Here is a 13131-nt window from a genome sequence, read left to right as displayed (position 1 = left end):
GGGTTCGTGTGCGCATCAGAATTCGAAAGTGGAGAGCAGCGAGACCTGGCGTGCGTCGCCGACCGCGACGAAATAGCGGTTCGCGCTCGACGGGTAATAGGTCTTGTTGAAGAGGTTCTTCACGTTCAACTGAAACGAGACGCGATGGCCGCCCCATTTCGTGTCGTAGGTGGCGAACGCGTCGGCGACCGTGTAGGCGGGCAGCGTGAAGCTGTTGGCGGAGTCGCCGGGGCGCGCGCCCACGTAATGCGCGCCTGCGCCCACGCGCAACTGGTCGCCGCCGAACAGTGCGCCGAAGTCGTAGACCGCCGCGAGCGACGCCGTATTCTGCGCGACGTTCCAGAGCCGGTTGCCCGCGTATTCGGGGTCTTCGGTGGTTTTCGCGTCGATATACGCGTAGCTCGCGATCACGCTCCAGTGCTCGCCGATCTGCCCGGACACGTCGAGCTCCACGCCGCGCGAACGCGCCTTGCCCGAGGTGCGCCAGTCGGTTTCCTTGGTCGTGTCGTTGTACTGCGAGACCAGCACATTCGATTTGTCGATGTTGAACAGCGCGAGCGTGCCGGTGAGACCGGCGGGCATGGCGATCTTCGCGCCGAGTTCCCACGACGTGGCTTCCTCGGGCCGCACCGACGAATCGATCACCACGCCCGTGCTCAGCGGCGCGATCGTCGAAGTCGGCTTGAGCGACTGCGTATAGCTGCCGTAGAGCGAGAAATTCTCGGTCCACTTGTAGATCACGCCCGCGCGCGGCAGCCATTTGGTGCCGCTCAGATCGGTATTCGCCTTGAACGGACGACCTTTGCCCGCTACCTGGTTATACGAAATAAATCGCGCGCCGCCCACGAGTATCCACTTGCTGGTCAGATGCAGGCTGTCCTGCAGAAACACGGAGGTGTCGTGCAGCGTGTCGGTCTGATCGCTGTCACTCGCGGATACCGTGCTCGACGGGCTCTCGCGCCCATAAACCGGACTGAAATAATTGAACGTATATTGCGTGGCCTGGCGCAGCAGATCCGCGCGATAAATACGCCGATATTCGTCGTCGACGCCGACCTGAAGATCGTTCCGCAGACCCGCGATATCGAAGTGGCCGTCGACGTAAGCGATGCCGTAACTGTCGGTGCTGACCGCGCCGTGGGTCGCGTCGTTGCTGCGTGACAGCACGCCCGTCGTGCTGTTCACGCCCTGCACGCGCAACTGGTTTGCATCGTAGGTTTCGCGGTTATAGCTATAGCCGAAATGAACCTTCCAGTTCGGATCGATCTGGTGATCGACGAGCAATTGCGCGAGATGCGACTCGCCGCGCATTTCGTTGAACGGTTCGTCGAGACGCTCGCGCGCGGAGATCGCCAGCGGCGCATTGGTCTTCGGATCGAGCGCCGTGCCGCGATCGAACGGGTAGAGGAATTTGCGGTACTGATACGAAAGCACGACCTGCGTATCGCGGCCATACCACGCGACCGAAGGCGCGACCAGCGTCTCGCGATGCTCGCCGAAATTGCGCCAGTATTGTTCGTTAACCTGATCGAGCACGAGGCGATAAGCGAGACCCGTATCGCCGATCGGACCGGTGGTGTCGAGCGTCGCGCCGCCGCCGTTGCGGCCATGTCCATACGTGGAGCCGAGCACCGAAATCGCATGATACGGCGTGAGCATGGGCTGCTTGCTGACCACGTTGACCACGCCGCCCGGGTCCATGATGCCGTAGAGCAGCGACGTCGGCCCCTTGAGCACTTCCACGCTGTCCACGGCGTCGTTCAGCGCGCGGCCCTGCACGAGCGGCATGCCGTTTTCCATGATCGAGCCATCGCGATTGCCGCCGAAGCCGCGCTTGAGCAGCGTGTCCTGCGTGCCCGCGAGCGTGTTGCCCTGCACGATGCCGCTCACGTTCGCGAGCGCGTCGTCGAGATTGCGCGGACGCTGATCGCGCAGCACCTGCGCGGGCACCACGTTGATCGCCTGCGCCGTGTCGAGCACGGGCGTGTCCGAGCGCGTGATATTCGCTTCGGCGGGCGCGCGATAACTGCCGGCCTTGATCGTCGACGCGCCCACTTTCACGGCGGGCAGCACCGCGCGATCGTCGAGATCGGTATTCGTGGGGTCTTCGGTCAGCGTGAAGCTGCCGTTCGCTTGTGCGTTCGCCGAGAGACCCGTGTTGCGCAGAATGCGCGCGAGGCCTTCCGCCACGCCATATTCGCCATGCAGTCCCGCGCTCGTGCGATTCGCCGCGAGTGCGCCCGGATACGCAATCATCACGCCGGCCTGCTGGCCGAATTGATTCAACGCCGCGTCGAGCGGTCCCGCGGCGATGTCATAGGTTTGCCGCGCCGAGGCCTGTTGTGCGGTGTCGTTTGCATTCGCGGCGGCGAGTGCGGGCGTCGTCGCGCTGATCGCAAAGAGGGCGAGCGCCGCGATGCCGATCCAGTGGCGCTGACGCAAGGCGGGTGCCGCCTCGGCGTGATGAGGTGAATGCATGGTCGTGAAGCCTGGAAAAAGTCCGATGAAGAAGTGCTCTCATTGGGCTTGTCCCGCGAGATTCGAAAACAGCTCAGCTTTTTTCGAAATTTTTTATCGTGCTGAAATAGCGTGGGGAAATGAGCGCGCGGTGCGCATCGTCACGCGCGAGCGGGGCCCACGGTGACCCAGAAGCGCGTCAGGTAATCCACGCGCAGCGGCAACGCACGTGTGAGCGTTTCGAGGACGAGGTCGGTGTCGGCGAGCAGATAGGTGCCGGAAACACGCAGCGAAGCCACGCGCTGATCGCAATGCACGATGCCTTCGCGATAACGCGCGAGTTCGTCGAGCAGATCGTCCAGACGCTGATTGCTCGCGACGAGCATGCCTTTCGTCCACGCGGCCGCTGCATTCGAAACGGCTTCTTTCGCGAGCACGGCATCGGCCGTGAATTGCACGCGTTCGCCCGCGTTGAGCGTTTGCGCGGCCGACGGCGCGGCGTTCGGCACCACGCGCACGGCGCCTTCGAACACGGCGAGTTGCGTGGCGTCGCGCGCCTGGCGCACCGAAAAGCGGGTGCCGATGGGCGTGGCCGTGCCTTGCGCGGTTTCCACCACGAAGGGCCGTGGCGCGGGTCCATCGCGATGGCCGGTCGCGACCATGATCGCGCCGCGCCGAAGCACGATGCGCCGTTCGTCCGGCGTGAAGCGCAGGTCGACGGCCGTGGCGGTATCGAGCGTGAGTGTGGTGCCGTCGGCGAGCGTGAGCGTGCGCACTTCGCCGGTGGCCGTGTGCAGATCGGCGGTCCAGCCGGGCCACGCCGAGCGATGGCGCGCGCTCCACGTCGCGCCGCCCGCGAACAGCAGCACGGCGAGCGCCTTGATGCCCGCGCGACGATGACGCGAGGCCGGTCCCGCGCCGTTGCGCGTCGTCGCCTTGGCACGCGTGAGCGCCGCGCGCGCGGCATTCGCGGCGCCGCTATCGCCAATCGATTGAAAGCGTCGGGAAACAGCTTCGATATGCTGCCAGGCGCGTTCGTGATCGGCATGCGCTGCGCGCCACGCGTCGAAGTCGGCGCGCTGTGACGGCGTCACGCTGCCGCTGCTCAGATCGAGCCACCATTCCACGGCGCGATGCGCGACTTCGGGCGCCACATTGGGCGGAGTGACATTCACCGTGCGCTCCGCTCAGAGCGCGAAAAAGCACTGCGCGGCGGCCTTCGCCAGATAGCGCTTCACGGTGGCCAGCGAAATATCGAGCGACTCGGCGATTTCCGCATGCGTCGCGCCATCGAGTTGCGCGAGCAAAAACGCACGCTTGACGATGACGGGCAGGCCGTCGAGCAGCTTGTCGATTTCGCAGAGCGTTTCGAGCAGCAGCGCCTGTTCTTCGGGCGATGGCGCGAGCGCTTCGGGCACGTGCGCGAGCGCGTCGAGATACGCGCGTTCGACCTGCTCGCGACGCCAGTGGTTATAAAGCACACGCTGCGCGACGGTGGTGAGAAACGCGCGCGGCTCGCGTGCTTCGATCGGCTCCTCGCGATCGAGCAGGCGCGTGAACGTGTCGTGCGCGAGATCGCTCGCGCGATGCGCGCAACCGAGCTTGCGCCGCAGCCAGCCGTGCAGCCACCCGTGATGCGCCCGATAGAGCGCTTCGATTTTGAGGTGCACGGTGGGCGGAAGGGCGTTCATGCGTCTTTACACGGGCGATTCGCGTGGCGGGCGAGTAAGGGGTTGGGTGACCAATTCTGTCGCGTAGCTTACACGCCGGCTTCGCAAAAGTAAATGAGAATTGTTCTCGAAAACTCGGTTTGCATCGACGCTTTAGCTGACCCTTTATTTTGAGAGTTAGATGGGCATTGAGTGCGGAATAAGCGAAATTGCACGCACATAACCGCTGGATTACCAATTCGTTATCTCTGCGCGTTTTCATGTTCTCTTAAGGCAGCCAAACACAAAATGGACTCGTCATTACCCCGCAGTCAATTCGATTGCTCTTATTCGAGGATGAATCCATGAAAGCCAAATTGTTTGTTTCGATGATCGTTGCCGCCGCCATGCTGCCGAGCGTGGTGTTCGCCCAATCGCACGACCCGGTCTCGCGTGCCGAGGTCAAGGCGCAAATCGTTCAGGCCGAACATGACGGCACGCTGCATCCGTCCAATACGCGCTATCCCGACCCGGCAATCCGCGCTCAGGCATATACGCAAAACGACAGCGGATATGGCATGACGTCCGCGAGCTATTCGGAGTCGGGCGCATCCGCCGCGCCGATGGCCGTCAAAGCGATTTACGAACACCATTGAAGCGCCACGATAATTCGCCATTCGCGGTCTTTATCCGCGGGCGGGCGAATATGTCGAAAATGTAATGCGGCCGTTATCCGCTTGACCGCCATGCGCGCGCGAACCCGGTAGAATCGCGCCATCAGGGAGGCGGAATAAAGCGGGAGAAAAGCTATGCGAGTCCTCGTTATCGAAGACGAGCCCAAGACGGGCGCCTACGTCAAAAAAGGCCTGGAGGAATCGGGCTGCAGCGTGGACCTCGCGACCGACGGCGCTCAGGGGCTGCTGCTCGCGCAGGAGGAGGAGTACGACGTGATCGTGCTCGACGTGATGCTGCCGGTGCTCGACGGCTGGGCCGTGCTCAAGCGCCTGCGCGCGAGCAAGCCCACGCCGGTGCTGTTTCTCACCGCGCGCGACGATGTGGCCGACCGCGTGCAAGGCCTCGAACTCGGCGGCGACGATTACCTCGTCAAGCCCTTCGCCTTCGTGGAATTGCTCGCGCGCGTGCGCACGCTGGCGCGCCGAGGGCCGCCACGCGAAGCGGAAAGCATGCGCATCGCCGACCTGGAAATCGACGTGATTCGCCGCCGCGTGAAGCGCGGCACCACACGCATCGATCTCACGCCGCGCGAATTCTCCTTGCTGCAACTGCTCGCACGCCGCCAGGGCGAAGTGCTGAGCCGCACGCAAATTGCCTCGTTCGTCTGGGACATGAATTTCGACAGCGACACCAACGTGGTCGAAGTCGCCATTCGCCGCTTGCGCGCGAAAATCGACGAAGGGTATCCGAACAAGCTGATCCACACGGTGCGCGGCGTGGGCTACGTGATGGAAGAAAAGGACGCCGACTGATGGCGCGCCGCTCGCTCGCGGTCACGCTCGCGGTGGCGTTCAGCGCCACCACGCTCGCGGTGTTCGTCTGCGTGGGCTGGTATCTCTATCTCGCGCTCGCGCAACAGGTGCGCAAACACGACGATCAGGACGTGGTGCTCGCCGCGCGCCACGTGCGCCGTCTCGCGGTCGAACTCGGCACCGCGCAGGACGCGCTCGCGCACGCGCAGCGGCTCTCCAGCGCCGTGCTCGGCAATCCCGCGCTCGCCATGCAGGTCGTCGATGCGCAAGGCCGTCAGCTCGCCGCGCACGACGAAGGCGAGACCTTCGACGAACCGCCCACACCGCTCCACAACGCCGTCACGGCCGCCGATGTCGATCTGTCGCCCGCGCATGCGGGCGCGCTCGTGCTTGCGCCCGACGCGCGTATTACCGATAGCGCGATTCGCGAATGGCGCAGCGCGCGCGGCGTGCCACTGCGCAGCGTCGCGTTCGACGTGACGCTGCGCGACGGCGCGACTGTGCGTGTGGCGATCGCGCGCGATATGCGCGGACCGCTGAGCCTGCTCGATTCATATCGCGACACGCTCGGCTTCGCGGGCAGCGTGGGTACGCTCGTCGTGCTGCTCGGCAGCTACGCGTGGATTAGTCTCGCGCTGCGGCCGCTGCGCCAGATCGCCGATCAGGCACGCGAGGTCAACGCGTACCGGCTCGATCAGCCAATCCGCGTGAAGCACCTGCCTGGTGAACTGGCGACGCTGGTGGCGTCGCTGAACGCCATGCTCGAACGTTTGCACGCGGGGTTTCAGCGTCTTTCGCAATTCACCGCCGATCTCGCGCACGACATGCGCACGCCGCTGAGCAATATTCGCGGCGCGACGGAAATCGCGCTCGCGCGGCCGCGTCCCGAAGAGGAATATCAAACGGTGCTCGCTTCGAATCTGGAGGAATGCGAACGACTTTCGCGCATGATCGAGAACGTCATTTTTCTCGCGCGCGCGGAGCATCCGCGCTTCGAAACCCGCCGCCGTACTTTCGACGTGTACGACGAACTCGAACGTATTGCGGGCTATTTCGAAGGGCTGGCGGAAGAGGCGGGGCTGGCGATTCGCGTCGACGGCAGCGGCACCTTGAACGCCGACGTCGAACTGTTTCGCCGCGCCTTGAGCAATCTGATCGCGAACGCGCTGCGCTATACGCCGACGGGCGGCACGATCGCGTTGACGGCCACGCCGTCTGCCGACGCGCTCGAAGTGGTGGTCGAGAATCCCGGTACGCCGATTCCGCCTGAACATCTCGAACGTATTTTCGAGCGCTTCTATCGCGCCGATCCTTCGCGCACGAGCGCGCCCGAAGCGATGGGCGCGGGCGCGTCCGCCGGACTCGGGCTCGCTATCGTGCGCACGGTGATGGAGTTGCACGGCGGCAACGTGCGCGCGGAAAGCGACGCACGCAGCACGCGCTTCATTCTCCGCTTCACGCGCGACGCTGTCTGAATGGCCGCGCTTTATTCCGTAGCGCTCCACGTGCCGCCCAGCGCCTGAATCAATCGCACGCAGGCATCCATTCTTCGTCCTTCGATCACCACTGCGTCGCGTTCGTTCGTGAGTGCAATCGTCTGCGACGTGACCACGTCGAGATAACTGACCGCGCCCGCATTGAAGCGATTCGTCGTCAGTTGCAAGGCCTGCTGTGCGGCTTGTGCGGCGCGTTGCTGCGTCAGCGATTCGTCGGCGAGCGCCTGTAGCGCGGAGAGATTGTTCTCCACCTGTTCGAACGCGACGAGCACGGCTTGCCGATAATCGGCCACTGTGCCGTCGTATTGCGCGGTCGCGCCATGCAAGGTCGCCGTGCGCTTGCCGCCATCGAAAAGCGTGCCGACGAGTTGCGGACCGATCGACCAGAACAGACTCGGCGCGCTGAGCCACGGCGCGAAAAACGAGCTTTCGAGACCTGCCGTCGCGCTCAACACGAGATTGGGAAAGAACGCTGCATGCGCCGCGCCGATCTGCGCATTGGCGGCGGCGACGCGCCGTTCGGCGGCGGCAATGTCGGGACGCCGCTCGATCAATTGCGAGGGCAGGCCCGGCGGAATGGTCGGCAGCGTGAAACGCGTTTGCGCGGCAGGCAGCGAGAATATCGAAGCCGGTTCGCCGATCAGCGTGGCCATCGCGTGTTCGAGTTGCGCGCGGTTCACGTCGATATCGCGGGCCTGCGTGCGCGTGCTGTCGAGCTGCGCTTGCGCCTGCGCGACCGCGGAAGCATCGATCGCGCCATTGCGCTGCTGATTCTGCACGATGCGCAATGCGTCCGCATACGCCTGCACGCTCGCATCGAGCAATTGCTTTTGCGCGTCGAGCGAACGCAGGTCGAAATAATCGACCGCGAGTTGCGCGCTCATCGCCAGCCGCACGGATTCGAGATCGGCCGCGCTGGCCTGGGCGTTCGCGCTCGCGCTGGTGACTTCGTCGCGAATGCGGCCGAACACATCGGGTTCCCATGTGGCCGATACGCCCACGGCGTAGTCGGGAATCGTCTTGCCCGCGAGCGACGAACCCTGCTTGTTCGCGGACGTGCGATAGCGGTCCTGCGCGACGCCCGCCGTAATGGTCGGCAGAAAGCCCGCGCGCTGATAATCGGTCAACGCGCGCGCCTGATTCAGATTCGCGAGCGCCTTGCGCACGCTTTGATTCGACACGTCGATACGCGCTTCGAGCGTATTCAATTCCGTGTCGTTGAAAACGGTCCACCACGCGCCGCGCGGCGTGGCGTCGGCGGGTGTCGCGACCTGCCACGCCGATTTTTGTGCCGATTCTTGCGCCGATTTGTTCACCGACGCGTCGGACGAACCCGCGAAATGCGCGGGCACTTCGACCTTGGGCGGCTGATACGGCGCGACCGTCGAGCACGCGGCCAGCGCGGCGATCACGGTCGAGGTTAGCGCAGCAGCGAGCGCGCGTTTGGGCAGCATGCAGAGACTCATGATGATTGCTTCGCTCCCGCGCCAGGCGAAGAAGTGGCGATGCTGACCGCTTCGCCGTTCGTGATGCTGTCGCCGGGATTGTCGATCACGCGATCGGTGTCGGCGAGACCCGAAGTGATTTCCACATGCGTGCCGAAATCGCGGCCCAGATGCACGAGCTTGATGTGCACTTTGCCGCTCGCATCGACGGTGGCGACGGACACGCCATCGGGACGGAACAGCAGCGCGCTCACGGGAATGTCGAGCGCGGGCGTCGCGGTCGTGAGCGCGAGATGCGCCTGCACGTAGCCGCCCGGCAGCAGCGCGCCGTCCGCATTGTCGACGTCGATTTCCACGCGCAACGTGCGGCTCACGGGATCGAGCGCGCCCGCCGTGCGCGCGACGCGCGCGTTGAAATGCCGTCCAGGATATTGCTGCGTCGTGAGCCACGCCTGCGTGGCGGGCGTGATGCTCGCGGCGTCGTCTTGCGGCACATCCACGAACACACGCAAGGTCTGCGTTTGCGAAAGATGGAACAACTCGTTCGCGGCCGTGGGCGTGCCCGGCGTGCCGCCCGCGGTGACCAGCGCGCCCACGTCCACGTCGCGCGACGTGATCACGCCGTCGAACGGCGCGGTGACTTTTTCATACGAGACCAGTTGCGTCAGGCGCGCGACGTTCGCTTGCGCGGCCGCGAGCGCGGCCTGTTTCGTCTGCATGTCGCTGGTCTTGGCGTCGGCGTCCTGCTGCGCGACCGACTGGCTTTGCAGCATGGTTTGCCAGCGCGCGGCGGTCGTTTTCGCATACGCATACGCGGCTTGCGCGGAGACTTCGTCGGCGCGCGCGGCGCGCAGTTGCGCGTCGAGATCGGGCGCGGCGATATCGGCGAGCACCTGGCCCGCCTTCACGTGCGTGCCGATGTCGGTGTACCAGTGCGCGATATAGCCGCTCGTGCGCGCGTAAATCGCGGCATCGGCGTAAGGCGTGGCGGCGCCGGGCAGCGCGAGGTCTTCGCTCGCGGGTGCGTGCTTCGGCTGCACCACGGAAACGGTGAGCGTGTTCTGCGTGTCCGTTTGCGCGGCGAGCGCCTGGCTCGCGCGCAGCCGCGGCACCACGCCCGCCGCGAGCAGCGCAAGCGCGAGCGCGGCGAGCAAGGGCAGGGCGTACGAGCGCGAGCGGCGTTTGGCATGCGTGCCGCTTTCGGGTGATTGGTCGATGTCGTTCATGATCGTGAATCGAGCGAGAGAGAGGGAAGCGCCAGGTGCTAAGTGCGGAATGCGAAGCGCGTGGTGTTATTGGTCGGCGTCGGCGGCTTGCACGTCGAGCGCGGCGGCGTCCTGCGCTTGCTCAGCGTCCCGCGCTTCGGCGCGCGCCTTGCGGCGGGCGAGCCAGCCATGCACGATGCTGAACACCACCGGCACGAACATCAGCGTGGACAGCGTGCCGCACGCGAGCCCGCCGATCACGGCGCGGCCGAGCGGCGCGTTCTGCTCGCCGCCGTCGCCGAGCCCGAGCGCCATCGGCAACATGCCGATCAGCATTGCGAGCGCGGTCATCATCACCGGGCGAAAGCGCGTGAAGCCCGCTTGTTCGGCGGCGTCGGCGGGCGAGAGCCCTTCGGCCAGACGCTCGCGCGCGGCGGTGATTACCAGAATGCTATTCGCGGTGGCGATGCCGATGCAGAGGATCGTGCCGGTGAGCGCGGGCACGCTGATCGTCGTGTCGGTGGCGAACAGCATCCACGCGATGCCCGCGAGCGAGGCGGGCAGGCCGCTCAGGATGATGAGCGGATCGAGCCACGACTGGAAGTTCACGACCATCAGCAAATAGACGAGCGCGACGGCGAACACGAGACCGGTCAGGAGGCCTGAGAAAGCTTCGTGCATGGCCTGGACCTGGCCGCGAATCACGATGGACGAACCGGGCGGCAGCTTGGCTTCCTCGCTGTGCACGATGGCGGCCACATCGTTCGCCACGCCGCCGAGATCGCGGCCCTGCACCGAGCCGAAAATATCGAGCACGGGCTGCACGTTGTAATGCGAGACCACGGCCTGCTGCGTGGCGCGCGTAAAGCTGCCGAGCGAGCCGAGCAGATTCTGCACGGGCGGCGCGCCGTTCGCATTTTGCGCCGCGTTTTGCGGGCCGTTCACGTTGCTCGCGCTCGAACCGGTGAGCGGCAGATTCGCGAGCGCTTGCAGCGAATTCACGTCGTACTGCGGCATCATCACCAGCAGCGGATAGCTCACGCCGTTCTTCGGATCGAGCCAGAAATTCGGCGTGGTCTGCGAGCTGCCCGAAAGCGCGATCAGCAGATTCTGCGCGACGTCGCGTTGCAGGAGGCCCGATTGCATCGCCTTGGTGCGATCCACGTCGACATTGATGGCGGGTGCGTCGCCCGGTTGCTGCAGGCGCGCATCGACGAGACCGTGCACGCCGCGCAGCTTCGTGAGCAGATCGTTGGCGACGACGCGATTCGCCGCGAGCTTGTTGCCGACGATTTGAATATCGATCGGCGCGGGCAAGCCGAAGTTGAGAATCTGGCTCACGATGTCGGCGGGCAGGAACGCGAAGGTCACGCCGGGAAACGCCTTCGGCAGCGCCGCGCGCAATTGCGCGACGTATTGCGCAGTCGGTCGATGGCCTGGTTTGAGCGACACCATCACGTCCGCGTCTTCGGTGCCGATCGGGTCCGAGGAATCGTAAGTGAGATTGATGCCGCTGACGGGCACGCCGATATTGTCGAGGATCGCGCCCTGATCGGCGGCGGGAATCACGCTGCGAATGTGCGCTTCCACTTCGTCGGTGAGACGCGCGGTTTGTTCGATTCGCGTGCCGGTGGGCGCGCGCAGATGCAGGCGGATTTCGCCGGTATCGACGCTCGGAAAGAAGTCGCGGCCCGTGAAGGCGAGCAGTGCGAGCGAGGCGAAACAACAGCCGAGAAAGACCGGAATAAAGCGGCGGCGATTGGCGATGGCGCCTACGAGCGCTGCGCGATAGCGCAAACGCAACGCTTCGAAACGGGCTTCAAACGCGGCCTGAAATTGCGTGATGCGCGTGACGAACGCATTTGCGCGCGTCTTGCCCGGCGCACGTTGCTTGAGCAAATAGAGCGCGAGCGTGGGCACCACCGTGCGCGAAAAGAAATACGACGCGCACATGGCGAATATCACCGCTTCCGCCATCGGCACGAACAGATAATGCGCGACGCCGGTGAGCAGAAACATCGGCGCGAATACGATGCAGATCGACAGCGTGGAAACGAATGTCGGCACGGCGATTTCGCCCGAGCCATTGAGAATGGCGTCGTAGAGCGGTTCGCCGTTTTCGAGGTGATGCGTGATGTTTTCGATGGCGACCGTCGCGTCGTCCACGAGGATACCCACGGCCAGCGCGAGGCCGCCGAGCGTCATGATGTTGATGGTCTGGCCGAGCGCGGAAAGCGCGAGTATCGACGTGAGCACCGCGAGCGGAATCGACACGGCGATGATGAGCGTCGCGCGCCAGCTGCCGAGAAACAGCAGGATCATCAGCGCGGTGAGCGCGGCGGCGATCAGCGCTTCGCGCACCACGCCGCCAATCGCGGCCTTCACGAATACCGACTGGTCGCCGAGCGGCGTGATCTTCAGCGCTTTCGGCAGGCCCGCGGCGATATGCGGCAGCAGCGCGCGCACCTGATCGATGATCGTGAGCGTGGAGGTACTGCCGGTCTTTTCGACCGTGAGCAGCGCCGCGCGCTTGCCGTCGCTGCGCACGATATTGGTTTGCGGCGCGTAGCCGTCGCGCACGTGAGCAACATCGCGCACATAAATCACGCTGCCATTCACGGTCTTGATCGGCAGATTGTTGAGCGCGGCGATGCTGTCGGTGCTGCCGTTCATTTGCACGTTGTATTCGCGCGCGCCGATTTTCGCGGTGCCGCCCGGCAAGATCAGGTTCTGCGCGTTGATCGCATTCACCACGTCGAGCGGCGCGAGACCTTTCGCCTGCAACGCGTGCGGGTCGATATCGACCACGATCTGGCGTACCTTGCCGCCGAACGGCAGCGGCACCGACGCGCCTTGCACCGTCGCGAGCTGCGTGCGGATGAAGCTGTTGCCGAGGTCGTAAAGCTGCTGTTCGGCGAGCGTGGCGCTCGACAGGCCCAGTTGCAGGATCGGCACCGTCGAGGCGTTATAGGTGATGATGTTCGGCGGCAGCGTGCCGGGCGGCAGCACGCGCAGAATCGACGCCGAATTGCTCGCGGCCTGCGCGATGGCGCGATTGATATCGGCGCCCGGATGAAAGAACACCTTGATGACCGACACGCCGTTCAGCGATTGCGATTCGATATGCTCGATATCGTCCACATCGGAAGTCAGCGCGCGTTCGTAATTCGAAGTGATGCGCTGCGCCATGTCCTGCGCCGAAAAGCCGTTATACGACCAGACGATGCTGACCACCGGAATATCGATGTTCGGAAAGATATCGGTGGGCGTGCGCAGAATCGCGAGCGGTCCCGCGATCAGAATGAGAATCGCGAGAACGGCGAACGTATAAGGGCGGCGCAGGGCGAGCCGGACAATCCACATGACGAACCTGTTTGACGGTGAGCGCGCGC

At 64.6% G+C, this 13131-nt stretch carries 9 protein-coding genes; 3 read left to right on the top strand and 6 right to left on the bottom strand.

What is annotated here, in order from left to right; genetic code table 11:
• Nucleotides 1–15 precede the first annotated feature (15 nt).
• From LDO54_RS25360 to LDO54_RS25350, 3 genes are all read right to left on the bottom strand, one after another.
• A complete protein-coding gene (locus LDO54_RS25360) occupies nt 16–2478 on the bottom strand; it encodes a TonB-dependent siderophore receptor (protein ID WP_224013421.1) in 2463 nt (820 codons plus the stop codon).
• Between the two features lie 140 nt (nt 2479–2618).
• Nucleotides 2619–3632, bottom strand: a complete 1014-nt coding sequence (locus tag LDO54_RS25355; RefSeq protein ID WP_224013420.1) for a FecR domain-containing protein — start codon at nt 3630–3632, stop codon at nt 2619–2621.
• A gap of 12 nt (nt 3633–3644) precedes the next feature.
• Nucleotides 3645–4148, bottom strand: a complete 504-nt coding sequence (locus tag LDO54_RS25350; protein ID WP_224013419.1) for a sigma-70 family RNA polymerase sigma factor — start codon at nt 4146–4148, stop codon at nt 3645–3647.
• 323 nt (nt 4149–4471) lie between these two features.
• Here LDO54_RS25350 and LDO54_RS25345 point away from each other — a divergent pair, with 323 nt between their 5' ends.
• From LDO54_RS25345 to LDO54_RS25335, 3 genes are all read left to right on the top strand, one after another.
• Complete coding sequence (locus LDO54_RS25345) at nt 4472–4762, top strand: DUF4148 domain-containing protein (protein WP_224013418.1); 291 nt, start codon at nt 4472–4474, stop codon at nt 4760–4762.
• A 153-nt stretch (nt 4763–4915) separates the two neighbouring features.
• Nucleotides 4916–5593, top strand: a complete 678-nt coding sequence (locus LDO54_RS25340; protein WP_224013417.1) for a heavy metal response regulator transcription factor — start codon at nt 4916–4918, stop codon at nt 5591–5593.
• Nucleotides 5593–7068 (top strand): heavy metal sensor histidine kinase, encoded by a 1476-nt coding sequence (locus LDO54_RS25335; protein ID WP_224013416.1) that lies wholly within the window; start codon nt 5593–5595, stop codon nt 7066–7068. The genes LDO54_RS25340 and LDO54_RS25335 overlap by 1 nt, the downstream gene beginning before the upstream one ends.
• A gap of 11 nt (nt 7069–7079) precedes the next feature.
• Here the strand turns inward: LDO54_RS25335 and LDO54_RS25330 are convergent, their stop codons facing one another.
• From LDO54_RS25330 to LDO54_RS25320, 3 genes are all read right to left on the bottom strand, one after another.
• Complete coding sequence (locus LDO54_RS25330) at nt 7080–8555, bottom strand: efflux transporter outer membrane subunit (RefSeq protein WP_224013415.1); 1476 nt, start codon at nt 8553–8555, stop codon at nt 7080–7082.
• A complete protein-coding gene (locus LDO54_RS25325) occupies nt 8552–9760 on the bottom strand; it encodes an efflux RND transporter periplasmic adaptor subunit (RefSeq protein WP_224013414.1) in 1209 nt (402 codons plus the stop codon). The genes LDO54_RS25330 and LDO54_RS25325 overlap by 4 nt, the downstream gene beginning before the upstream one ends.
• Before the next feature lie 66 nt (nt 9761–9826).
• Nucleotides 9827–13102, bottom strand: coding sequence for an efflux RND transporter permease subunit (locus LDO54_RS25320; protein WP_224013413.1), 3276 nt, complete (start codon nt 13100–13102; stop codon nt 9827–9829).
• Nucleotides 13103–13131: the final 29 nt, after the last annotated feature.

This window comes from Paraburkholderia tropica, from assembly GCF_914484835.1.
In the GTDB taxonomy this organism is placed as follows: domain Bacteria; phylum Pseudomonadota; class Gammaproteobacteria; order Burkholderiales; family Burkholderiaceae; genus Paraburkholderia; species Paraburkholderia tropica_A.
The sequence above is the reverse complement of the archived record's forward strand: the minus strand, read 5'-3'. Positions and strand labels throughout refer to the sequence as shown.